Annotated in this window: 19 protein-coding genes and 1 riboswitch; of the genes, 9 read left to right on the forward strand and 10 right to left on the reverse strand. The window is 60.4% G+C overall.

All coding sequences use genetic code 11. The features are described from left to right. Positions 1-29: 29 nt before the first annotated feature. Positions 30-1,169 (forward strand): ROK family transcriptional regulator, encoded by a 1,140-nt coding sequence (locus tag AC5I5B_RS17710; RefSeq protein WP_003509555.1) that lies wholly within the window; start codon positions 30-32, stop codon positions 1,167-1,169. Between the two features lie 28 nt (positions 1,170-1,197). Here the strand turns inward: AC5I5B_RS17710 and AC5I5B_RS17715 are convergent, their stop codons facing one another. After that, positions 1,198-1,614, reverse strand: coding sequence for a hypothetical protein (locus tag AC5I5B_RS17715; RefSeq protein WP_223567331.1), 417 nt, complete (start codon positions 1,612-1,614; stop codon positions 1,198-1,200). Positions 1,615-1,664: 50 nt separating this feature from the next. Next, positions 1,665-2,156 carry a hypothetical protein gene (locus AC5I5B_RS17720; RefSeq protein ID WP_003509559.1) on the reverse strand — a complete coding sequence of 164 codons (492 nt, stop codon included), beginning with the start codon at positions 2,154-2,156 and terminating at the stop codon, positions 1,665-1,667. Between the two features lie 172 nt (positions 2,157-2,328). Here AC5I5B_RS17720 and AC5I5B_RS17725 point away from each other — a divergent pair, with 172 nt between their 5' ends. The 7 genes from AC5I5B_RS17725 to AC5I5B_RS17755 all read left to right on the forward strand — a co-directional run bounded on the left by AC5I5B_RS17725 (position 2,329) and on the right by AC5I5B_RS17755 (position 8,714). Continuing rightward, positions 2,329-4,281 (forward strand): AfsR/SARP family transcriptional regulator, encoded by a 1,953-nt coding sequence (locus AC5I5B_RS17725; RefSeq protein ID WP_065695112.1) that lies wholly within the window; start codon positions 2,329-2,331, stop codon positions 4,279-4,281. 8 nt (positions 4,282-4,289) lie between these two features. After that, entirely contained in the window at positions 4,290-4,718 is a 429-nt protein-coding gene (locus AC5I5B_RS17730; RefSeq protein ID WP_060724938.1) for a hypothetical protein, read from the forward strand. A 37-nt stretch (positions 4,719-4,755) separates the two neighbouring features. Further along, positions 4,756-5,955, forward strand: coding sequence for a YcaO-like family protein (locus tag AC5I5B_RS17735; protein ID WP_060724992.1), 1,200 nt, complete (start codon positions 4,756-4,758; stop codon positions 5,953-5,955). Further along, the gene (locus AC5I5B_RS17740) at positions 5,952-6,662 is read left to right on the forward strand and encodes a TfuA-like protein (RefSeq protein ID WP_060724939.1); all 711 of its coding nucleotides are present in this window, start codon (positions 5,952-5,954) and stop codon (positions 6,660-6,662) included. The genes AC5I5B_RS17735 and AC5I5B_RS17740 overlap by 4 nt, the downstream gene beginning before the upstream one ends. After that, a complete protein-coding gene (locus AC5I5B_RS17745; RefSeq protein ID WP_031234105.1) occupies positions 6,659-7,822 on the forward strand; it encodes a hypothetical protein in 1,164 nt (387 codons plus the stop codon). Before AC5I5B_RS17740 ends, AC5I5B_RS17745 begins: the two co-directional genes overlap by 4 nt. Positions 7,823-7,948: 126 nt before the next feature. Continuing rightward, positions 7,949-8,386, forward strand: a complete 438-nt coding sequence (locus AC5I5B_RS17750; RefSeq protein WP_020012131.1) for a helix-turn-helix domain-containing protein — start codon at positions 7,949-7,951, stop codon at positions 8,384-8,386. Between the two features lie 94 nt (positions 8,387-8,480). Then, positions 8,481-8,714: a hypothetical protein gene (locus AC5I5B_RS17755; protein WP_026364026.1), complete on the forward strand. Its 234-nt coding sequence runs from the start codon at positions 8,481-8,483 to the stop codon at positions 8,712-8,714. Positions 8,715-8,902: 188 nt separating this feature from the next. Here AC5I5B_RS17755 and metE read toward each other — a convergent pair whose 3' ends face one another. From metE to xylF, 4 genes are all read right to left on the reverse strand, one after another. Further along, the gene (gene metE, locus AC5I5B_RS17760) at positions 8,903-11,251 is read right to left on the reverse strand and encodes a 5-methyltetrahydropteroyltriglutamate--homocysteine S-methyltransferase (protein WP_111833908.1); all 2,349 of its coding nucleotides are present in this window, start codon (positions 11,249-11,251) and stop codon (positions 8,903-8,905) included. A 99-nt stretch (positions 11,252-11,350) separates the two neighbouring features. Then, positions 11,351-11,567, reverse strand: a riboswitch (cobalamin riboswitch). Positions 11,568-11,636: 69 nt separating this feature from the next. Next, a complete protein-coding gene (locus AC5I5B_RS17765) occupies positions 11,637-12,419 on the reverse strand; it encodes an ATP-binding cassette domain-containing protein (protein ID WP_111833909.1) in 783 nt (260 codons plus the stop codon). A gap of 18 nt (positions 12,420-12,437) precedes the next feature. Continuing rightward, complete coding sequence (locus tag AC5I5B_RS17770; RefSeq protein ID WP_111833910.1) at positions 12,438-13,751, reverse strand: sugar ABC transporter permease; 1,314 nt, start codon at positions 13,749-13,751, stop codon at positions 12,438-12,440. Positions 13,752-13,830: 79 nt separating this feature from the next. Continuing rightward, entirely contained in the window at positions 13,831-14,871 is a 1,041-nt protein-coding gene (gene xylF / locus AC5I5B_RS17775) for a D-xylose ABC transporter substrate-binding protein (protein ID WP_003509574.1), read from the reverse strand. Positions 14,872-15,113: 242 nt separating this feature from the next. On the opposite strand from xylF, the gene AC5I5B_RS17780 reads away from it, so the two are divergent. Continuing rightward, positions 15,114-16,346, forward strand: coding sequence for an ROK family transcriptional regulator (locus AC5I5B_RS17780; RefSeq protein WP_162695480.1), 1,233 nt, complete (start codon positions 15,114-15,116; stop codon positions 16,344-16,346). Between the two features lie 19 nt (positions 16,347-16,365). Here AC5I5B_RS17780 and AC5I5B_RS17785 read toward each other — a convergent pair whose 3' ends face one another. The 4 genes from AC5I5B_RS17785 to AC5I5B_RS17800 all read right to left on the reverse strand — a co-directional run bounded on the left by AC5I5B_RS17785 (position 16,366) and on the right by AC5I5B_RS17800 (position 22,782). Then, positions 16,366-17,910, reverse strand: a complete 1,545-nt coding sequence (locus AC5I5B_RS17785; protein ID WP_111833912.1) for a glycerol-3-phosphate dehydrogenase — start codon at positions 17,908-17,910, stop codon at positions 16,366-16,368. Positions 17,911-18,075: 165 nt separating this feature from the next. Beyond that, entirely contained in the window at positions 18,076-18,492 is a 417-nt protein-coding gene (gene mce, locus AC5I5B_RS17790; RefSeq protein WP_111833913.1) for a methylmalonyl-CoA epimerase, read from the reverse strand. Positions 18,493-18,505: 13 nt separating this feature from the next. Beyond that, positions 18,506-20,647, reverse strand: a complete 2,142-nt coding sequence (scpA, locus tag AC5I5B_RS17795) for a methylmalonyl-CoA mutase (protein ID WP_087745906.1) — start codon at positions 20,645-20,647, stop codon at positions 18,506-18,508. Positions 20,648-20,778: 131 nt separating this feature from the next. Continuing rightward, a complete protein-coding gene (locus AC5I5B_RS17800; protein ID WP_099087383.1) occupies positions 20,779-22,782 on the reverse strand; it encodes an acetyl-CoA carboxylase biotin carboxylase subunit in 2,004 nt (667 codons plus the stop codon). Between the last annotated feature and the right edge of the window lie 4 nt (positions 22,783-22,786).

Consider the following 22,786-nt stretch of genomic DNA (forward strand, 5'->3'; position numbering starts at 1 on the left):
TCCGGCACTAAAGCTGGGAGAGCAGAACTTTGGCTGAGAAACGAAACGGCGGATTTGCGGGTATCGGCGCGACACAGGGCGCACTTCTGGGTTACATCAGGCGCAAGGGCTCGGCATCGCGGGTCGAACTTGCGGAATATTGCAACGTCACACCGGCGGCCGTGAGCATGATGACTCGCAACCTGCTGGAACGCGGTCTTATCGAGGAAGGCGCGCGCCGGCAGGAAGGCCGCGGCGCTCCCCATATCGACCTCATGCTCAAGAAAACCGTCGGTTATGCCCTCGGCGCCCATGCCAATCGTTATTCGGTGATGCTGACGCTGCTGAATTTCGGCGGGGAGATCGTTGGCGAATTGCAGATGCGCGGTTCCTATGACGCGTTTTCCGATGTCCAGCGGGCACTTGAGGAAGGATCCGAAGAGCTGCTTTCAAAAAACGCGATTAGCCGCAACGACCTGATCGGTGCGGCGATTGCCATGCCGACCCGCTTTCGCAACGAGGCGATGTCGCTCGATCTTGCTGACGAGGTCATTTCCTGGGCGGGCTCCGACCTTTCCACCATGCTGCGCGAGGCGCTGCGCTGCCCGGTGATTATCGAAAACGACGCCAATGCGGCGGCCATGGGCGAACTCACGCTCGGCAATACGGCGGGGCACGAAAATTTCGCCTATCTCTACCTATCCGAAGGTATCGGCGGCGGCATCATCATCAGGAACGAACTTTATCGCGGTTTTCTCGGCAATGCCGGCGAGATCGGCGCCCTGCGTGGTCGCGGAAACTCACGGCCCTCTTTCGAAGATTTGGCGGCCTGGTGCCTCGAGCATGTCGGCGAAAAACCCTCCGGACGGGCTCCTGACATCTGGACGGACTACCTGTCCCGCAACACCGCCGTGCTCGACGCGTGGCTGGACCGGGCCGGGCCACAGGTTGCCCGCCTTGGCTTTGCCGTCAGCGCGGTATTGGCGCCCGACGCCATCTATGTCGGCGGCACCTTACCGAAAATGGTGCGCGAAAAACTGGCGAAGTGGCTGGATTATGAGGTTTCGGACCCGTTCAGCGGCGCTAAGGTCATCCAGCCACAAATCCTGCTGCCCGGGGTCGTCGCAACGGACCCCGTGGCCTTCGGCGCGGCGGCAATGATCCTGCACAGTATTGGCGAAACGGACTGAGGGCGTGCAAAGGGTGGCGACGGATGTTTCACCCCCCGAGATTGTGCACCATGAAATAAATCAGCCAGCAATGCGCGATCGCCAATATCGCCCAGGCCCATTTTGCCGCCCTGATATCGGAATCGACGACCCTGTTGCGGATCTCGGTCCTGGCCGGCGTCTCCTCCCGCGCTTGATCATCTCCGAGGGCGGGTGAGGGCAATGTCCGGGAAATCGGTTCGCTGACAACATAAAGCCTGTCATTGCGCAGAGGCGGGCACGACTCGTCATCAACGCTCTCCGCATCGGAAAGCGTATCGTCGCTGGAAGCGCAATTCACCGCCGCAAGTTGCGGTGACATCCCCCTGTTACGCACTTTACCTCTATTGAGCATCATAATTTTCCACACAATAAAAATAAAAATATTCCCTGACGACCTCCGATAAAGCCGCGCTTTACCGGGCATGCCGCAATCTGTGCAGTCCACGCCTTCACGCCCCAAAGACGTCCCCGCGATCAGGGCACCAGGGCTCCCGGCAGACCACGCCCGCCCGCATAGGGCTTTGTCTCCCGCTGGATCAGGAAGACGGATTTTTCCACCGGCAGCGGCTCGATCGTCCGATAACGCTGAAACCGCTTTGAGTATTCGAACCGGATGAACCTGTCGTCGAACTTCCCCGCCAGAACGCGATAGCCGTTGACGAATTCATTCAGGATTTCCAGCTCTTCTCCCCACACCCAGCCGCCGTAGGACGTTCCTTCATTCGACCGCAGCACGATCTCGAAAAAATGCCCGCCCGCCACCAACGGCATACGAAAGAGGATATCGAGATTATCCTCGTCCTCCTCATCGCCTTTCTTCGCCGACAGCCTGGCATGCGCGACCTTCGCATGGACCAGCGCCGAGACCGGATAGAACGGACGGCCCTTGAACCACATGAATTCACTGACCGCATATCCGACATCGTCGGCACGCTGATAAGGTTCGATGCGCGGCTCGAAGGCCATGTAGCTTCCGTTAAACGCTATCACTTTCGAAAAATCCCGATGCCTGCCTGCCGCATGTCCGCTGTTTTCCACCCGTCATTCATGCTTCTGTCTGCGACAATAGGCAGGCCGCGTCACACCAGCGTCAAATGGAATGCTATGATGACTTTCAATTTCCCGGGCACGTTGTTAGATGATGATTCATGAGGGGACGAAAGTGGCTGGGAACGCTGAACTGATACCGATCCGGCTTTTTGGCACCCCGCGCTGTGATGCGGTGCGGGAGGCATTTTTTCCGTCCAAGGGCTTCGCCCTCACTGCCGCCCTTATCCTTGCGCCGAACCAGTCCCTTTCCCGCCAGCATGCCGCATCGCTGCTGTGGGAAAATGTCGAGCAGAAAAGGGCTCTCGGCAATCTGCGGCAGCTGATCCTGCGCCTGCAGAAGCTTCCCAACGAGGATGAGGCGATCCTTCTGACCGAAGGAAACGATCTTAAGGCCGGCAAGCTGGCGCAGCGAACCGACCTTGCCATCTTCCTTGCCGGCGCAAGGGCCGAAGACCCGATGCGGCGGCTCAATGCGCTGCTTGAATTCGGCGGCGAGTTGCTGGAGGGGTTGGAGGCCGGACAGGATCATCTTTATCTCTGGCTGCTTTCCGAGCGCCGTCGTCTCAGGGACCTGTTCTTTTCCAGCTACACCCAGCTTCTGGAAGAATTGACGCGTTTTGGTCGCGCCAGTTCGAACGATATCGCCAGGCTTGCCGAATGCGCCTGCAAGATCGAGCCGGAGCGCGAAGAAACCTACCGCGCCGCCATGGCGGCCTATGCGCGGATCGGAAACATCAGCGCCTGCGAGGGCATGCACCAGCTTCTGATGGAGCAGCTCCGCCAGGAGGGGCGTTCCCCGGAAGCGGAAACCGTGGCGCTGAGGCGGAGAATACAAAGTCTGACCGCCACGATAACGGTCGCCGCCGAGCCGGAAGAGGGCAACCGCCGAAAATCCCAGACTAAACCCCGCGTCGCATTCGTTCGCCCGGCAAGGGTTGACGGGCAACCGGTCTCGCCGGTCATGCAGGCCTTCGTCGAGGATGTCGCCAACAGCCTTGTCCGATACCGGACCTTCACCGTCCTTTCGCCGCACAGCACCTTTGCACTGGCGCATCAGCGGGCCGATGACAGCTACGCCATGCTGCGGGCGGATTACCGTATCATTTCGACCGTGTTCGACGAAACCCGCATGTCGGTTGCCTTGATCGAGGATGCAAGCGGTGAAATCGTCTGGTCGCTGGAGGCAGTCCTGACCGAGCGGCATATCCACGCCGCCTTCCGGCTGCTGTCCAAACAGGTGGCCGCAGCACTTGCCCGCGAAATCGAGCGGCTTCAGGTGGAACCCGACCGCAACCATAGCGGCGAGGCCTATCGGCAATTGCTGGAGGGCCAGCAGCTTCTGCGCGGCAAATGCGACCTGCCGCTTCTTCGAAGAGCCCGCTCGATGTTCCGCAAGGCGGTCGATCTCGACCATAGCCTGGCGGTTGCCCGCGCCCGTGTGGCGCAGAGCCTGCAGCTGGAATGGCTGATGCTTGGCGGCAATGATCCCCATCTCCTGCATCGCGCCAAGGCGGAAGCGGATTCCTCCGTCGAGATCGACCCCGCTCTTGGTGTCGGCCACTGGATGTGCGCAGTGGTGGCGCTCTACCAGCGGGATTTCGACATCTCCGCCGAAAAATTCTTCGAGGCGGAGGCGCTGGCGCCTAACTCCGCCGACCTCCTGCTTCAGCATGCCGATGCGCTCGCCCATTTCGGAGATGCGGAAATCGCCTGGGAGAAATTTCAGCAGGCCATCGACCTCAATCCGCTTGCGCCCGACATCTACTGGTGGGCCGGCGCCAGCATCGCGTTCAAGCGCGAGGATTACGGCACGGCGGTGGAACTGTGCGGGCGGATGGAAAATGACGAGCCGGCGCTGCGCGTTCTGACCGCAAGCCACGCTTTGCATGGCGATTTGGTCGCCGCCCGCGAAACCGGCAGCAGGCTTAAGGAAAACTATCCGGGTATGACGGCGAGGGAGATCAGCAGCCTGTCTCCAGACCGGGACCCGGTAGCGAATGAAAAATTCTATCACGCACTTCGATTAGCTGGGATCAAATAGGAGATATTATGTCCTCGCATTTCTTCATTGTCGGAAAAAAGGGTTTCGGCGTTCTCTTCATTCGCACGGCGCCGCTGCGGGTTGCGTCCGTGTCGCATGAGACGATTGCCGCCTATGAAGCCAACCATCCCGGCGTGGATGGTTATGCCCGCGTGGCAGCGGCCGCAAAGTCCATGCTCGTTCGTCAGAACGGCCAGCCTGAAGCGGAACTGGACCAGGTTCAGATTCAGGGCATCGAAGCCCTCGTCGCCGGTGGCGCCGTGGTTTCCGAAGCCGATTTCGCCTTTATCGGCGAAGTGAGCGACGCCGGCTGGGATTTCAACCGCATGGTACAGGCGCCGATCGAAGCCGCCCTCAAGGCTGTCGGCCCGGCCGGCTCCGTCACCGGCGAGCTGTTCGACGCCATCCTTGCCGACGACGGCAACGCGGCACCCTGATCGCGGTCGCGCAGCCTTGACCGGCGCCGATGCTCCCATGTCAGCGACCGCGGCTTCAAGGCAGGCAGACGCTTCATTCTTCGATCCCGGACTGCTTCGGCGGTTCGGGATTACCCGTGTCGGCGATGTCACCGGCCTCGACATCATCGGCATTCCCGTCTGGTTCGCCACCCGGCCCAATTCACGCGGGCTGTCGGTATCGCAGGGCAAGGGGCTTGTCGCGGAACAGGCCCGGCTATCGGCGATCATGGAGGCAATCGAAGGCGCGGTTGCCGAAGACACCCGCAAACATATCGCCATTTTCGGCTCCATTCAGGAGATGCGGGACAAAGGCGTTCCCCTGGTTCCTTTCGAAACCGTCGGCCGGGTCGATCCGGACACTCTCCATCCGCAAAAAGAACGCGCCTGGGTAAAGGGAACATCCATTCGCCACCAGCGGGAGGTTTTTGCCCCTTATGAACTCGTCGGCATGGATTTCCGCGTGGATTTCCCATGGGACCGGCGAGCCTTGCGCATGAGTTCCCAAGGGCTCGCGGCCGGATTCGACCATGACCATGCGGTTCTCCATGCCCTGCTCGAACTCATTGAAAATGACGCCTGCTTCCTCGTCGACACTTTCGAAACACGCGCCATCGCACCTCAACCGATCCTCATTCCGGCGGGCGTCGATCCTTCCCTTGACGGTCTTGTTCAACGCCTGTCGGATATCGGGCTGCTGCCGTCCTTCTTCGACATGACGAATGGGCTTGGCGTGCCGGTGGTGATGGCGAGCCTGTCCCGCTCTCTTCAGGCTAAGGACGGGCCGACCACCCGCAGCGCCGCGGGCGCGGCCTGCCGGCTTGATATGCATGGCGCTGCGATTGCTGCGCTGCTGGAGGCGATCCAGTCGCGATTGACCGATATCAGCGGCGCGAGGGACGATCTTTCCCCTCTCCGCTACCAGCGGGATATGGTTGCGGCCGGGCCTTCGGCCTCCGGCGCACCGCCGGTGGAAAGGGTGCCGGTCAATCTCGATTTTGCAGATAGTGCCGTGTCTTCGCCGCCATGGCGCCAGCTTGCGACGCACCTTTTCGCCGGCGGCATCGAGGATATCTATGTCTTTCCTTTGGAAACGGACGTAGCCGGCCTGCATGTGGTGCGGGTTCTGGCAAGTGGCCTTGCCCCGGCCGGCGGCGGGCTCCAGCACATCTCGCAGCGCACCCTCGATCACTTGCTGACTGTCGGAGGCCTCGGATGAAGCCGGTGGTTTTTGCAGGCCCGTCCATCCACGGCATCGCCGGCGAACATATGTCCGGCCTCGATCTTCGCGGTCCGGCGGCTTGCGGCGATATTTTCGATGCGGTCCGGCAAGGCATCGGGGCAATCGGGCTGATCGACGGGCTTTACGGCGATTGCGCCGCCGTCTGGCACAAGGAAATCCTCTATGCGCTGTCCAGCGGCGTCAGCGTTTTCGGCGCCGCCAGCATGGGTGCGCTCCGGGCGGCGGAATGCGCTTCCTTCGGTATGATCGGCATCGGTGAGATTTTCGAGGCCTACCGGAACGGGCAACGTTTTTCCGATGCCGATGTGGCGGTGAGCCATGCACCCGGCGAACTCGCCTACCGCCCGCTGACAGTCGCGCTGGTCGACGCCGAAGCGACGCTTGCGGCCTGCCGTGAAGCGCTCACCCCGGAGCAATATGACGCGCTCGCGCGTGCCGCCAGCAACCTGCATTTTACCCGCAGGACATGGCGCTCCATCGCTGCCGAAGCCGGCCTCGGCTCTGTGACGGCAGATTTGCTCGCGGCCAATGCGGTTTCCGTCAAGAGAAACGATGCGACGAGGCTTCTGGCGGTGCTCTCGGGCGAGACGCTGCCATTCCCGCCGCCATCATGGAAACTGCAGAACACGATGTTTTTCCAGCAATTGACTGCACGGCAGACGGCAGGGGACAAGACGTCTTGAACGCCGTCCAGTCCACGGCACTGCCTTTGGTGCCCGATTGCGGTGGGCTGATCCGCACGATCGCGTTCGCATTGCCTGCCGCCTTTTTTGCGGACAACGGACCCGCTGACACCGTTTCTCCGCTCATTCCCATCGGAAACCTGCTTTCAGCCCTGCCTGCGGATATCGCTGCCGCTATCGTGGTCGATCGCGCCTGTGTTGCGCCCGCACAAAGCTGGCTCGACGGCCTGCCAACCCACTGCCCCACCGAGTTGATACCCCTTGCCGGAAACGACAGCGTTTCGCATCCATGGCTGCAGGATATGCTCCATGTGCGGAGAAATGATCGCGACGGATATGCCAGTGCGGAGTTTGTTTTGGCGGCGGAAAAGGCCGTCGGGGTCAGTCTGGCCGAGCATCTGGGAGCGGCAACTAGGTATTCCGATGTCGCCTTGGCGGGGGGCAATCAGCTCGTCGGCCCGGATTTTCGGCTGGTGGGCCATTCTAGCCTGCAGGATGACAGTGGGATCGGAAGAAATGCGGCCATCCCGTCGCAACGATGGCGAAAGGTTGAGGCTCTCGACGACCGAAGCGTGTTCAGTTTCGGGTATCGGCCGGAGGATCTCGGCACTATCCCGGCATCTCTGACTCCTTCCGCGACTCCAATTTGCGGAGCGGAGATTGCCGGCGAAAGAATGCACCAATGCGGCTTCCACGTTGACCAGTTCGTTTCCGTCACCGGTCTGAGAAGCGGGGGCCGGCCGTTATTGCTCGTTGCCGATCCCGTCGCGCATGGCGGATGCAATGCCCGCGCCGCAACCGATCTGAAACGAAAGCTGGACGCCTCGGCCCTTTCGCTTGTGCGGCAAGGCTTTGCGATTGAACGAAATCCCATCCCGGTTTCACCGGCCATCGATACCAACAAATGTCTGCCCAGACTTTACAACAATGTCCTTCTTGAAAATGTCACACGTTCCGGTCAGAAACGGCCATTCGTCTGGATTCCGCATTTCGGCGATAGGGAAGCGCTTGAGGAATTCGACGCGATGAATCGGAAAATTTGGGACAGATTCGGCTTTCAGGCCATCGGTGTGGCCGGATGGAGCCATCTTTCAAGCCGCAACGGTGCGTTGCGTTGCGCGACAAAAATAATAAATCGCGGCCCGGACACGCGATTATGAACAAAAAACCGTGCTATTTTGTCAATAAAGCTTCATAATACCCGTGGAAATTGTGTTGAATGTATACCTTCAACAATATTAATTGATAATCATCGGATTTAAGAACCTCAACCGGAGGAATTTGTAATGCAGGCCAAACTACCCAGCCCGATCGACGTCCATGTCGGCGCACAGATCAGAATGCGCCGCAAGTCGCTCGGCATGAGTCAGAGTGCGCTGGCCGGGCGATTGGGCATCACCTTCCAGCAGGTCCAGAAATATGAAAAGGGCGCCAACCGCGTCGGCGCGTCCCGCCTGCAGGCCATTGCATCGATCCTCGGCGTGGAGGTCAGCTCCCTGTTCGCCAATGCCACGCCCGATGGCGACCCGTCAAATCCGGCTCTTGGCACGATCAACGCCATGCAGACCTTCGTGGCTTCGAATGAAGGCTTTTCGCTCAACCAGGCCTTTTCGCGCATCAAGAGCGCCGCCGTGCGCAGAAGCATCGTCGCCCTCGTGACATCGCTTGCGGCGACTGAAGCGGCGGAAAATGCCAGCGCGCCGGCAGACAAAAACGACAATTGACGCAGGTGTGACGCTCGCGTGACGCTCGATGTGGTCAAAAATGAACAACGCAACATCAAAGCGTTTTCATACTGTCGACTGTCGAGAGGGAATCATGGTGGCGTCTACCACAGCTATACTTGAACAGGACAATGCAGACGAGATTCTGGCGCTCGGGCGGATGGTTTCCTATCTTTGCCAGCGCTCGAAGTCTCTGGAACTGGGCATGTCGACCTATTTCCTGGAAATGGCATTGCTGTCGCTGGCCCAGGACATCAATCAGCAGGGTCTGCCGCTGGTAAACGCAGAAATCAATGTCAGCGCCTTGGCACAGGCCGACCTGCATTGAACGTTTTCGCAACGGCATGAACCTGCAGGCGTGATCGTTTCCGCGCCGGCCTCCAGTCGTGAAAGCCTGGGAACGTCTTGTCTGTCCGGCTGGCTCCATCCAGCAGGAGAGTCATTCACATATCTTCCTCCACATTTTATTGGCGCAAGCCATGAGTGAGGCCCGGTTTTGCCAGGCCTCACTTCATATCAGGGCGCCGCGCGGCGAAGCTCGACGGCGGCGGCAACCATGTTGACGAGGGCCGGCCTGACCTCCTCCCACTTGCGGGTCTTCAGGCCGCAATCGGGGTTGATCCAGAGCTGCCGGTCGTCAAGGCGCTCCCGCGCCAGCGCCAGAAGATCGACCATTTCTCCAACATCAGGCACACGCGGCGAATGGATGTCGTAAACGCCGGGACCGATCTGGTTCGGATATTTGTAAGTCCGAAACGCATCCAGCAACTCCATCTTCGACCGCGAGGTCTCGATGGAGATCACGTCGGCATCCATCGCCGCAATGGCATCGATGATCTGGTTGAATTCGGAGTAACACATATGGGTGTGCACCTGTGTGCGATCATCCACGCCGCCGGAGCAAATACGGAAGCATTCCACCGCCCAGCCGAGATAATCCTGCCAGTCCCGGTGCCGAAGCGGCAGGCCTTCGCGAAGAGCTGCCTCATCGATCTGGATCATTTGTGCACCGGCTGCCTCGAGATCGTTGACCTCATCGCGGATGGCGAGCGCGATCTGCCGGCATGTCAGGCTTCTGGCGATATCATCGCGGACAAAGGACCAGTTAAGGATCGTCACCGGTCCGGTCAGCATGCCCTTGACGGGCTTGTCGGTGAGCGACTGGGAATATTCCCACCAGCGGACCGTCATCGGTTTCGGCCGCGACACATCACCGAAGATGATGGGCGGACGCACGTAACGCGAGCCGTAGCTCTGCACCCACGCATGCTGGGTGAAGGCGAAACCGGAAAGCTGTTCACCAAAATATTGCACCATGTCGTTGCGCTCGAACTCGCCATGCACGAGGACGTCGAGACCGATATCCTCCTGCCAGCGAATGGTTGCTTCGGTTTCTTTCTGCAGGAAGCTTTCATATTGCGCATCTGTCAGGACACCCTTCGAATGCGCGGAGCGGGCCTTTCGCACCTCCGGCGTCTGCGGGAAGGAGCCGATGGTGGTCGTCGGGAAAAGCGGCAGCGCAATAGCCTGCGACTGCACCTTCTGCCGCTCGGTAAAGGCATTCGCCCGCTTCCTGTCGGCATCGCCGATCGTTGCGATGCGGTTCTGAACGGCCACATCAGTCACCTTTGACGAGGATGCGCGTGCGACAACTGCCCTGGAGGCGGCTTCCAGTTCCGCCGCGACGATGGCCTTGCCTTCACCGAGCGCCCTGCCGAGCGTGGCAAGCTCGCCGAGCTTCTGGGTCGCAAAGGAAAGCCAGCTTTTCAGATCGGCATCGAGACCGGTTTCCAGTTCAAGATCGACCGGAACATGCAGCAGCGAGCATGAAGGCGCGATTTGAAACGCTTCCGCACCCCGCACGGCAATTGCAGCTTCCAGCCGGTCGATAATCGCGGCGAGATCGGCGCGCCAGATATTGCGGCCGTCGATGACACCGAGCGACAGGACACGGCTTTCGGGCAACGCCTTCAGCACCGCCTCGAACTGACCGGGGCCACGCACCAGATCGACATGAAGACCCGCGACCGGAAGTGCGGCAACGACCTCCAGATTATCCTCGAGACCGCCGAAATAGGTGGCCACGAGGATTTTCAGATCCGGGGCGGCTTTCGACAATTGCTGATAGGCCACAGTCAGCGCGTGGCGTTCCCCCTCGGAAAGGTCCAATACAGCCACGGGTTCGTCGATCTGCACCCAGTCGGCGCCGGCCGCACGCAGGCGGTGTAGCAACTCTTCGTAGACGGGCAACAGTTTTGCCAACAGATCGAGCGGCTTAAAGGCTGCCTCACGCACCTTGGCAAGCTTCAGGAACGTGACCGGCCCGAGAATGACCGGGCGCGTATGAATGCCGAGCGCCTTCGCCTCGAGAAAATGATCGACCGGCTTTTGCGAGGTGAGCGCGAAATGCTGATCCTCGGAGACCTCCGGCACCATGTAATGATAATTGGTGTCGAACCACTTGGTCATCTCCAGCGCCGGAACGCCCTGACCGTGGTGCGCATGTCCTTCATGCACATGACCGCAACTTGCATGCGCCTCGCTCTGGCTGCCGCGCGCCATGGCGAAATAGGTCGACATGGACACCTCTCCGCCCGTCCATCCGTAGAGGGACGGGATGGCACCGACCATCGCAGCCGTATCGAGGACGTGGTCATAGAGGGAAAAATCGTTGGACGGGATATGGCTAATCCCCTTTTGCTGCTGAAGCGCCCAGTTTTCGGCGCGCAGCTTAGCGGCGGTTTCGAGAAGTACTGCTTCGGAAATCTTTCCCGACCAGAAGCCTTCAATCGCGAATTTCAGTTCGCGACGGCGGCCAATCCTCGGAAATCCGAGCGATGCGACTGGAATGGTCTTGTTTGACATTGTCATACCCCAGATGGTTGTGGGGGCATGGGTAAAGCGGACGCGTGCGGGCCCAGCCGTTGCCGGGCCAACGAGCAACCACCGGGACACCCCGCCCGTGGACGTTATTTTGCCCTGGCAGGTCTCCTGGCTCGCGGGTCGTCACCTTTGCCCGTCTTCCCGGGGCTTTCACCCCAGTGACGTTGATGGACAAAGGCTCACCGCTTACAGTTGCGGGGGCAGCTCCGGTATTGCCGATCCAACGGCGCACCGGATTCCCTCTTAGCTCCGGGATTGAAACAATCAGGCCCGGAGAACCATGACACCCGCATTTCTCACCACGGGCGTCACGATGTCAATAGATATAAAGAAATCTTTATATCTTTATTTCATTCGAAGACAGATGTCAGGACACGACCGCGCCCGGACCTGCCACAGCACCTGATGGCACCTTGCCCAGAATAATCATGCCGAGAACCTCGTCCTTCGTCACATCTTCCGTGCGGGCATGGCCGACCACCTTGCCGTTTTTCATCACGAATACCCGGTCCGCCAGATCAAAGACGTCGTGGATATCGTGGCTGATGAGGAAGATGCCGATGCCCTGCCGTTTCAGCTCCTTGACGAGATCGCCGACCTGCGCGGTTTCCTGCGGCCCGAGTGCAGCCGTCGGTTCGTCCATGATAAGGATGCGGGCGTCAAAAAGGATGGCGCGGGCGATGGCAACGGATTGCCGCTGACCGCCGGACAATGCCTTCACTGGTTCCTTGAACCGCCGGAAATTGGGGTTGAGACGCCCCATGACCTCGCGGGCCGAGGCCTCCATGGCGACATCATCAAGCGTGCCCCATTTCGTCTTCAGCTCACGGCCGAGATAAAGATTGGCCGCCGCATCGACATTATCCGCCACTGCCAGCGTCTGGTAGATGGTTTCAATGCCGTATTTCTTGGCGTCGCGGGGATTGCGGATATCCACATCCTCGCCGTTGATGAGGATATCGCCCCCATCCCGCCGGTATGCGCCGGACAATATCTTGATGAGCGTCGATTTGCCCGCACCATTGTGGCCGAGAAGGGCGACCACCTCGCCGGGGAAAAGATCGACTGAGGCGTTTTCCACCGCATGGATACCGCCGAAGGAAATGGAAATATTGCGCATTTCCACGAGGGGCGTGACTTGGTCCGTCATTGGGGTTCTCCTCGGTTCTTACTTGGCGCGGGCGCGGTAGATGGTGTCGAGCCAGACGGCGACGACCAGAACCACACCGACGACGATGCGCTGGAAAGGCGTATCGATGCCCACGAGCACCATGCCGGATTGCAGCGATTGCATGACGAGCGCGCCGAGCATCGCGCCCGCTATGGTGCCGACGCCGCCGGCGAGCGAGGTGCCGCCGATGACCGCCGCCGCGATCGTATAAAGTTCGTCCAGTTCACCCTGGGCGTTGGTTGCCGCATTGAGGCGGGCAGTGGAGATTGCCGCCGCGATGGCGCACAGAACGCCCATCAGCGTGAATATCTTCACCGTGACCCAGCGGGTCTTGATGCCGGCGAGTTCGGCCGCTTCCGGATTGCCGCCGATGGCGAACACATAGCGTCCGAAGCGCAGCCGCGTGGCAATGAAAGTCATCACTGCACCAACGGCGAGCGCCATCAGCACCGGTATGGCAATGCCGTGCGGAATGAACAGGCCACCATCCGGCCAGGAGATGCCATTGGCATCGGCATAGTTGCGGGCGATGTTGATCGGCCAGGGATAGCTGTTGACCACCGCCACGAAACCGACGACGACGAAGCAGCCGAGCGCCACCAGAAAATATTCCGCCCAGACCGGCCGCAGCGGAAAGCCGAAACGGCGGCGCTGGTGGCGGGAATTGAGGATTGCAGCGACAATGGCGACGCAGGCGACGATGGCAGCGACCCAGCTCCATGTCGCGCCAATCGAGCCGCTGGTGCCGCCGCCCATCAGGCGGAAGGTGGAATCCATCGGCGCCACGGTGCGGCCGCTGGTGACGAACCAGGTGCCGCCGCGCCAGACCAGCAGGCCGCCGAGCGTGACGATGAAGGACGGCACATTCAGGAAGGCGATGATCGAACCCTGCAGCATGCCGATGGCGCCGCCGACGAGAATACCGACCAGAAGCGTGACGATCCATGTCGCCCAATGTTCGAAGCCGAGAAGCTGCGGCAGGATTTCCGCCTGCGTGACACCCATGATCATGCCGGAAAAACCGAGGATCGACCCGACCGACAGGTCGATATTGCGGGTGACGATGACGAGCACCATACCGGTCGCCATGACAGCCACGGACGCGGTCTGCACGGAAAGGTTCCAGAGGTTTCGCGGCGTCAGGAACAGGCCGCCGGACAGGATATGAAATCCGATCCAGATCAGAAGAAGCGCGCCGACCATGCCGAGCAGGCGGGTATCAAGCTCCGTTGCGCTGATGAAGCGCGCGATGGAGCCTGTCTTTTCCGTCTTGGCGGACGCTGGGGAATTGGATTGGGTCATATCGGCCATGAACTGCCGGTGCTCCTCACATCTTAAAAGGCGCTGCGCCATGAACCATGGCGCAGCGCCCGAACCGGGACATAGTCGATCAGTTGCAGGCCTTGACGGATCCGGCCTTCACACCCTGGCAGGCCGTTTCCTTCTTGATCCAGCCGGCATCGATCACGACGTTCAGATTGTCCTTGGTGATGGCGATCGGCTTGAGGAAGACCGACTGCATCGTGACCTTCTTCGGGCCGCCGTCAAAGGCGGTGACGCCCTTGATTTCCGTCATCTTCTTGCCGCCAGCAAGCGCGAGCGCAATACCGGCCGCTTCCTTGCCGAGTTCGCGGCTGTCTTTCCAGACGGAAACCGTCTGCGTGCCGAGTGCGACGCGGTTAAGCGCGGCGAAATCGGCATCCTGGCCGGAAACGGGCACCGAACCCGCCATGCCCTGCGCGGCAAGAGCAGCGATTGCGCCACCGGCCGTGCCGTCGTTCGACGCGACGACAGCATCGACCTTGTTGTTATTCTTGGTCAGGAACTGTTCCATGTTCTTCTGGGCATTTTCCGGCTTCCAGCCATCGGTATAGGCTTCGCCGACATTCTTGATCTTGCCCCCGTCGATGGCGGCCTTCAGCACTTCCTGCTGGCCGGCGAAAAGGAAGTCCGCATTCGGATCGGAAGATGAGCCCTTGATGAAGACGTAGTTGCCTTCCGGCTTCACCTTGAAGACTTCGGCAGCCTGAAGACGACCGACTTCCTTGTTGTCGAAGGTAATGTAGAAGGCGTTCTTGTTTTCGATCAGGCGGTCGTAACCAACGACCGGAATACCCTCGGCAACGGCCTTTTCAACGGCCGGGCCAATCGCGTCGCTGTCCTGCGCCAGGATGATCAGCGCGTTGGCGCCCTGGGAAATCAGCGATTCCACGTCGGTCAGCTGCTTTGCGGCGGATGATTGCGCATCGGCGGAGATGTATTTCGCGCCGGCCTTGTCGAGCGCTGCCTTGATGGCCGCCTCATCCGTCTTCCAGCGTTCTTCCTGGAAATTCGACCAGGAAACGCCAACGACGAGATCAGCAGCAATAGCGGCAGTATGAAGGGAAACGAGTACGGCCGTACCCGCCAAAAGCTTGGCAAAAGAATTCATGATGTCCTCCCGGTAAGGGCGAAGCCTGCACCTCCATGCAGGGAAAACGCCCGGAAAAAGCTGTCGGTCTCTGTGGTTTCACAATTTTCTCGACAGTCGAGAAAATTAATGTCAGAGATTCCCCATGCTGTCAACAACGGCTGCGGGCAGCATCCGGGTGCCTTGATCTTGCTTCTGGCATGCGCCATCAGAGGGGATCAGCACGACAGGAAAAAGGCCGTTCAGGGAGCATGCCCCAGCCCATGTCCGCCATTGCAAGTACGGAACTGGTGCGCCAGAAAAACAGCCTGTCGGTGATGGCGGCACTGCGTCTGCACGGCAGCCTTTCCCACACCGACATGTCGACTTTCACCGGGCTTGCCTCCGCAACTGTTTCCGCCATCACCATGGAACTCGAACGTGCGGGGCTCATTCTCAGGAAAGAGCAGCTTGCCACGGCCGGCCGCGGGCGGCCTCGTATCCTCTTCGGGCCTGATGGTGCCTTCTGCCACGTCGCCATCGTCATCATCTCCTCGGACAGCGTGCAATATTCGCTGGTCGATTATGCCGGCAAGCTGGTGGATCGCTTTACCGAGCAGAGGATCACGGCTGAAAAAGGCTCGTTCGGAGGTTCGATATTGGCGGGCCTTGCGAGGCTTGCGGACCGCTCGCGCATCAACCGCCACGACATTCTTCAGGTCTCGATTAGCAGTAAGGGGCTTGTGGATGCGGCAACGGCAGTGCTCGTCTGGTCGCCGGTGCTCGGCAACGAAAAGATAGATTTCCAGCAGCTTATTTCGCAAGACGGCCGCACCCGCGTGACGCTGAACAACGAAACGCTGCTGGCCGCAAAAGCCATCTGGATACGGGAGCACGCAAAGGACGGTCCAGCACCGGATGCGCTTGTCACCCTGTCGCTCGGCCACAGCATCGGGCTAGGCATTGCCCGTGCCACCGGCGGCGCGATCGAGGTCAGCGCGCCCAACTTCGGGCATATGCTGCATCTGGCCGATGGTGCGTTGTGCCGTTGTGGCACCAGAGGCTGTATCGAGGCCTATTCCGGGTTTTATGCAATCCTGCGCTCGGCTTTCGAGGCCCCACCGCAGGCAGAACCGGCAAAATTCGTGCCGATCGCCGAGGTGGACAAGATCGCCGCTTCGGCTCGCGCCGGGGGCCGAATGGCGCGGTTTGCCTTCCGCACCGCCGGCCTTGCGCTCGGCAACGGTCTTTCACGCCTCTTCAGCCTGCACGGCCATATGCCGGTTTTCATCACCGGCCCCGGCACCCGTTATTTCGACCTTCTGGAAAGCGGCCTGCGCGATGGACTTGCACAGTCACAGGCAGTGCGTTTCGGCGGCATGCCGAAAATCGCAATCGCCCCTCACGAGCCGGAGTTGGTGTTCGAAGGGCATATGGAACACGCCCTTTCCGCCGCCGACGACTACATCTTGAGCGCCGACGGCCCCGAGAGGCCGCCGAGGAGTTCGGGGAATTGACCTAAAACCTGGCGAAAGCTCAGGCCCGCTCCGCCACGGCTTCGGTCTTTTGCCTACCGCCTGTCAGCATGGCAACGAATTCATCGAGACCGGCGGCCTCGTCCTTGCTCAGGCGCAGGCCCTGTTTCGTGCGGCGCCAGAGAATGTCCTCGGCCGCAAAGGCCCATTCGTGCTCAACCAGCCAGCGCACTTCGCATTCGTAAAGCGTGCCGCCAAAATGCCGGCCGAGACTGGACACGTCGGTGGCGCTGCCCAACAGTTCTGCAGCCTTCGTGCCGTAATTTCTGACAAGCCGCTCGGCGTGGCGTCCATCAAGGAAAGGATATCGGGAGACGAGCGCCCGAACCTGCACCTCATATCTTTCCGCGCCGAAATCGCCGCCCGGCAGGTGGGAGCCCGCCGTCCACGGCTTGCCCTTTTCGCCGATCGCCGCGCCGATCTTTTCCAGCGCATGTTCCGCCAGCCGCCGATAGGTGGTCAGCTTGCCGCCGAAAATATTGAGGAGCGGCGCTTCGCCGTCGGCCTGTTCGACCTTCAGCACGTAATCGCGTGTGGCTTCCTGCGCTTTCGAAGCGCCGTCATCAAAGAGCGGCCGCACGCCGGAATAGGTCCAGACGATGTCTTCCGGCCGAACCGGCTCGCTGAAATAGTCGCTCGCCGCGTTGCAGAGATAGGAAATCTCTTCCTCGGAAATGCGAACCTTGGCCGGATCGCCCTTGTAATCTCGGTCCGTGGTGCCGATCAGCGTGAAATCCCGCTCATAGGGAATGGCGAAGATGATGCGGTTATCAGGGTTCTGGAAGAAATAGGCGCGCGGATCGGAAAACTTCCTGCGCACGATGATGTGGCTGCCCTGCACGAGCCGGACATTGTGAACATCCTTGCGCCCGAAGACGCCGGAAAGCACGGTATCCACCCAGGGACCGGCAGCGTTGACCAGCATGCGCGCTTTATGCGTGGCCGAACGACCGGTTTTTTCGTCCAGCGTCTCGATGAGCCACAGCCCGCCTTCGCGCCGTGCGGAAACGACCCGCGTGCGGTTCATGATCGTCGCGCCGCGATCCGCCGCATCGCGCGCGTTGAGAACCACGAAACGGGCATCATCCACCCAGCCGTCGGAATATTCGAAAGCCCTGGCAAAAGCCGGCTTCAGAGGCTTGCCCGCCGGGTCCTTGCGAAGATCGAGCGTACGGGTCGCCGGCAAAAGTTTGCGGCCGCCGAGATTGTCATAAAGAAACAGGCCGAGCCGGACCATCCAGGCCGGGCGTACTCCGCCCTTCTGAATGGGCAGAACGAAACGCATGGGCCAGATGACATGCGGAGCCATGGCCCAGAGGATTTCCCGCTCCATCAGCGCTTCACGTACGAGGCGGAATTCGTAATGTTCGAGATACCGCAAACCGCCATGAATGAGCTTGGTGGCCGCCGAAGACGTGCCGGAGGCAAAATCGCCCTTTTCCGCAAGCGCCACGGAATAACCCCTGCCCACAGCATCGCGGGCAATGCCGCAGCCATTGACGCCGCCACCGATGACAAAAAGATCAAAAATGTTTTCGCCGGACATGAAGCCTCCGCGACAATGCAGGGGAGAAACCCCTTATGGAAAGACAATTATATAAAAACGAAAACAAAACGAATGTCAAAAGAAAACAAACGAACCATCGAACGCAAATGAAAGCGCCGCCGTGAGCGGTGCGTCACAACGTCAGCCTCCTAGGAGATTTATGTTTCAGCCGTGTGTCTGAGAAACCTGCTCAAGCTCATAGAGCACGCCGCCCATATCCTTCGGGTGCAGGAAAAGAACGGCATTGCCATGAGCGCCGATCTTCGGCTGGCCATCACCCAGAATTCGAACGCCCTTTTTGAGGAGGTCATCCCGGGCCGAGGCAATATCCGGCACCTCGAAGCAGAGATGGTGCGTCCCGCCGCCCGGATTTCTTTCGAGAAAGGCGGCAATCGGCGAATTTTCTCCGAGGGGGTGAAGGAGTTCGATCTTGGTATTCTCAGTCTGAATGAAAACCACGGTCACGCCGTGTTCAGGCAGGGATTGCGGCTCGGAGACATCTGCGCCAAGCGCCCTGTATCGGGTGACGGCGGCTTCGAGATCGGGCACCGCGATGGCGACGTGATTCAATCTTCCGAACATGGTCGTCTTCCCCTCACACGTTCCGCCTGACGCCTTCGAGCAGGTCGAGAACCTTGTTGGCCGCGTCCATGACATTGGTGCCGGGTCCGAAGATCGCCGAAACCCCGTGGTCGAGCAGGAACTGGTAATCCTGCCGCGGGATGACGCCGCCGACCACGACGATGATGTCTTCCGCACCCTTCTGTTTCAGCGCCTCGACCAGCTGCGGCGCAAGCGTCTTGTGACCGGCGGCGAGCGACGACATGCCGACCACATGAACCCTGTTCTGAACGGCGAGATCCGCCGCTTCAACGGGAGTCTGGAACAAGGGGCCGGCCAGCACATCAAACCCGATATCGCCAAAGGCCGAAGCAATGACCTTCGCACCGCGATCATGCCCGTCCTGTCCGAGCTTGGCGACCATGATGCGCGGTTTGGTGCCGATCCGTTCAGCAACGCCGGAGAGGCGGGCTGCGAGCGTGGCGAGTTCCGGCTCATCCTTATAGGCCTCGCCGTAGATATCAGTCACCACCTCCGGCACGGCGGCATGGTCACCGAAGACCGCACGCAGTGCATCGGAAATCTCTCCCACTGTGGCGCGGGCGCGGGCGGCGACAACGGCGGCTTCGAGAATATTGCCCTTGCCGCTGCGGGCGATCTCGGAAAGTGCTGCCAAGGCGGAGGTCACGTCCTTGCCATCGCGGCGACGGCGCGTCTCCTCAATGCGGCGGATTTGCGCGGCGCGAACGGCGGCATTGTCGATATCGAGAACATCGATATCTTCCTCGTTTTCGAGACGGTAACGGTTGACGCCGACGATGACCTCCTCGCCCTTGTCCACCGCCGCCTGGCGGCGCGTTGCCGCCTCTTCGATCAGCCGTTTCGGCAGGCCTTCCGCCACCGCCCTGGTCATGCCGCCAAGCGCCTCCACCTCCTCGATCAATGCCCAGGCTTTCTCAGCCAGTTCATCGGTCAGGCTCTCGACATAATAGGAACCGGCCAGGGGATCGACGACCTTGGTAACGCCTGTTTCATGCTGGAGGATAAGCTGGGTATTGCGGGCGATGCGGGCGGAAAATTCCGTCGGCAGGGCAATCGCCTCATCGAAGGAATTGGTGTGTAGCGACTGCGTGCCGCCAAGCACGGCGGACATGGCCTCAAACGCGGTGCGGACGATGTTGTTATAGGGGTCCTGCTCCTGCAGCGAGACGCCGGAAGTCTGGCAATGGGTGCGTAGCATCAGCGACGAGGCCTTCTGCGGTTTGAATTCTTCCATGATGCGTGACCAGAGCAGGCGCGCGGCGCGCAGCTTCGCCGCCTCCATGAAGAAATTCATGCCGATGGCGAAAAAGAACGACAGGCGGCCGGCGAAATCATCGACATTCAGCCCCTTGGCCAAAGCAGCCCGCACATATTCGCGCCCATCCGCCAGCGTGAAGGCAAGCTCCTGCACCAGCGTCGCGCCCGCCTCCTGCATGTGGTAACCGGAAATGGAGATGGAGTTGAATTTCGGCATCTCCTTCGCCGTATATTCGATGATGTCGGCAATGATCCGCATCGAGGGTTCGGGCGGATAGATATAGGTGTTGCGGACCATGAACTCCTTGAGAATGTCGTTCTGGATGGTGCCGGAAAGGGCGGCGCGGGGAACGCCCTGTTCTTCGCCCGCCACGATGAAACTGGCGAGCACGGGAATGACCGCGCCGTTCATGGTCATGGACACCGAGACTTTTTCGAGCGGGATGCCGTCGAACAGGATTTTCATGTCCTCGACGCTGTCGATCGCCACACCAGCCTTACCGACATCGCCCTCCACGCGCGGGTGATCGCTGTCATAGCCGCGATGCGTGGCGAGGTCGAAAGCCACGGAAACACCCTGCTGGCCGGCGGCGAGCGCCTTGCGGTAAAAGGCATTCGAGGCTTCGGCCGTGGAAAAACCGGCATATTGGCGGATGGTCCAGGGCCGCCCGGCATACATGGTGGCGCGCGGGCCGCGCGTGAAAGGCGCAAATCCCGGCAGGCTGTCGAGATGGGAAATCTTCTGCAGATCGTCAGCCGTATAGAGCGGCTTGACCTCGATGCCCTCAGGCGTGTGCCAGACGAGTGTATCCGGTGAGCGCTTCAGCTCTTTTTCGGCAAGATGAAGCCAATCCCGCACCGTTTTTTCACCCGACATGCATCTCTCCCCTTCTGCATTTCATTCTAGCACTGTGGCCGGTGATCGTGACGAAAATCGAACGGCCGCCCGCAGGCCCGACCCCGTAAACCGCTCCGGCCCGCATCCGTTCCGGAAAACGGCAGCGGCTATCACTCGAATTCGAGAATGACTTCGTCCACCGCGAGGCTGTCGCCCGGTTTTGCCGCCACCCTGGCAACGCGACCGCGTTTTTCCGCGCGCAGGATGTTTTCCATCTTCATGGCCTCCACAGTCGCCAGCGCCTGCCCGGCCTCCACCTCGTCGCCTTCGCCCACCGAAATACCGGTGATGACACCAGGCATGGGGCAGAGCAGCAGTTTCGATGTATCCGGCGGCAGTTTTTCCGGCATCAGCAGCGCCAGCTCCGCCACGCGCGGGCTGCGTACGCGGGCAAGAATATCCATGCCGCCCCAGCGCAGGCGAACCGCCGCGCCGGCAAGATCAACCTTGGCGGCGATAACTTCGCCCGCCACCGTGAACAGACCCAGACTCTGGCCCGGAAGCCAGCCGGTATCGATGGCCAAAGCCGCCCCGTCCTCAAAACGGACCACCGTGCCATCCGGACCGGTTTCAACGCTGACCCTTTGGTGCAATGCGCCAAATGAAACCACCCAGTCATGGCCGACAATGCGGCGGTGATTACCGATGGTGCCGGAAATTTCGACCGCGCGGTTCTGTACGCGCTGGTTGATGATGGCGGCAATGGTGGAAAGCTTACGCGCCTCGGCTTCATCCGGCTCGACGCCGGAAAACCCTTCCGGAAATTCTTCCGCGATAAAGCCCGTCGTGAGCCTTCCGGCCCGGAACCGCTCATGCTGCATGACGGCCGACAGGAAGGGCAGATTGTGGCCGATGCCCTCCACCTCGAAACGGTCCAGCGCCTGCCCCATGGCGTCGATGGCCGTCTCGCGATCCTGGCCCCAGCTGCACAGTTTGGCGATCATCGGATCGTAATACATCGAGATTTCGCCGCCTTCGAAGACGCCGGTATCGTTGCGGATGACCGTTCCGTTCTCCTGCGCACCTTCCCGCGGTGGTCGATAGCGCGTCAGCCGGCCAATGGAAGGCAGGAAGTTGCGATAGGGATCTTCGGCATAAAGCCGGCTTTCAATCGCCCAGCCGTTCAGTTTCACATCCGCCTGTGCGAAGGAAAGCTTTTCACCTGATGCCACACGGATCATCTGCTCGACCAGATCGATGCCGGTAACAAGCTCCGTCACCGGATGTTCCACCTGCAGGCGGGTGTTCATTTCCAGAAAATAGAAATTGCGTTCACCATCGACGATGAATTCCACCGTGCCGGCCGAATGGTAACCGACCGCCCTTGCCAGCGCCACGGCCTGCTCGCCCATGGCCTTGCGGGTCGCTTCATCCAGAAAGGGTGACGGCGCTTCCTCGATGACCTTCTGGTTGCGGCGCTGGATCGAGCATTCGCGCTCACCGAGATAGAGGATGGTGCCGTGCTTGTCGCCCAGCACCTGAATTTCGATATGGCGTGGCTGGGTGACGAATTTCTCGATGAAGATGCGATCGTCGCCAAAGGAGGATTTCGCCTCGTTTTTCGAGGACTGAAACCCCTCACGCGCCTCGGTGTCGTTGAAGGCGATGCGCATGCCCTTGCCGCCGCCGCCGGCGGACGCCTTGATCATGACGGGATAACCGATCTGCGATGCGATCCTCACCGCCTCATCCGCATCCTCGATCAGCCCCATATGGCCGGGAACGGTGGAAACGCCCGCTTCCGCGGCCAGTTTCTTCGAGGTGATCTTGTCGCCCATCGCCTCGATCGCGCCGACAGGCGGGCCGATGAAGGCGACGCCCGCCTTTTCCAGAGCCTCGGCGAAGGCAGCATTTTCCGACAGGAAACCGTAACCGGGATGGACCGCATCCGCCCCGGTCTTCGCGATCGCCTCCAGAATTTTATCGATGACGATATAGGACTGCGACGAGGGAGCCGGGCCGATATGAACGGCTTCATCCGCTTGTCTCACATGCAGCGCATTGGCGTCCGCATCCGAATAGACCGCGACAGTGGCGATGCCCATCTTCTTCGCCGTCTTGATGACTCGGCAGGCAATCTCGCCGCGATTGGCGATGAGGATTTTCTTGATCATGCGG

The sequence above is a fragment of the Agrobacterium sp. genome (assembly GCF_059499945.1).

What these genes read in the sequence shown, in the direction of transcription:
- AC5I5B_RS17730 (WP_060724938.1), top strand. Translation starts at nt 4,290, where the DNA reads ATGTCCTCGCATTTCTTCATTGTCGGAAAAAAGGGTTTCGGCGTTCTC.
- metE (WP_111833908.1), bottom strand. Translation starts at nt 11,251, where the DNA reads ATGTCAAACAAGACCATTCCAGTCGCATCGCTCGGATTTCCGAGGATT.
- AC5I5B_RS17770 (WP_111833910.1), bottom strand. Translation starts at nt 13,751, where the DNA reads ATGGCCGATATGACCCAATCCAATTCCCCAGCGTCCGCCAAGACGGAA.
- AC5I5B_RS17800 (WP_099087383.1), bottom strand. Translation starts at nt 22,782, where the DNA reads ATGATCAAGAAAATCCTCATCGCCAATCGCGGCGAGATTGCCTGCCGA.
- AC5I5B_RS17725 (WP_065695112.1), top strand. Translation starts at nt 2,329, where the DNA reads ATGATGATTCATGAGGGGACGAAAGTGGCTGGGAACGCTGAACTGATA.
- mce (WP_111833913.1), bottom strand. Translation starts at nt 18,492, where the DNA reads ATGTTCGGAAGATTGAATCACGTCGCCATCGCGGTGCCCGATCTCGAA.
- AC5I5B_RS17780 (WP_162695480.1), top strand. Translation starts at nt 15,114, where the DNA reads ATGTCCGCCATTGCAAGTACGGAACTGGTGCGCCAGAAAAACAGCCTG.
- AC5I5B_RS17715 (WP_223567331.1), bottom strand. Translation starts at nt 1,614, where the DNA reads ATGCCCGGTAAAGCGCGGCTTTATCGGAGGTCGTCAGGGAATATTTTT.
- AC5I5B_RS17755 (WP_026364026.1), top strand. Translation starts at nt 8,481, where the DNA reads ATGGTGGCGTCTACCACAGCTATACTTGAACAGGACAATGCAGACGAG.
- AC5I5B_RS17765 (WP_111833909.1), bottom strand. Translation starts at nt 12,419, where the DNA reads ATGACGGACCAAGTCACGCCCCTCGTGGAAATGCGCAATATTTCCATT.
- AC5I5B_RS17720 (WP_003509559.1), bottom strand. Translation starts at nt 2,156, where the DNA reads ATGGCCTTCGAGCCGCGCATCGAACCTTATCAGCGTGCCGACGATGTC.
- AC5I5B_RS17785 (WP_111833912.1), bottom strand. Translation starts at nt 17,910, where the DNA reads ATGTCCGGCGAAAACATTTTTGATCTTTTTGTCATCGGTGGCGGCGTC.
- AC5I5B_RS17750 (WP_020012131.1), top strand. Translation starts at nt 7,949, where the DNA reads ATGCAGGCCAAACTACCCAGCCCGATCGACGTCCATGTCGGCGCACAG.
- xylF (WP_003509574.1), bottom strand. Translation starts at nt 14,871, where the DNA reads ATGAATTCTTTTGCCAAGCTTTTGGCGGGTACGGCCGTACTCGTTTCC.
- scpA (WP_087745906.1), bottom strand. Translation starts at nt 20,647, where the DNA reads ATGTCGGGTGAAAAAACGGTGCGGGATTGGCTTCATCTTGCCGAAAAA.
- AC5I5B_RS17735 (WP_060724992.1), top strand. Translation starts at nt 4,756, where the DNA reads ATGTCAGCGACCGCGGCTTCAAGGCAGGCAGACGCTTCATTCTTCGAT.
- AC5I5B_RS17740 (WP_060724939.1), top strand. Translation starts at nt 5,952, where the DNA reads ATGAAGCCGGTGGTTTTTGCAGGCCCGTCCATCCACGGCATCGCCGGC.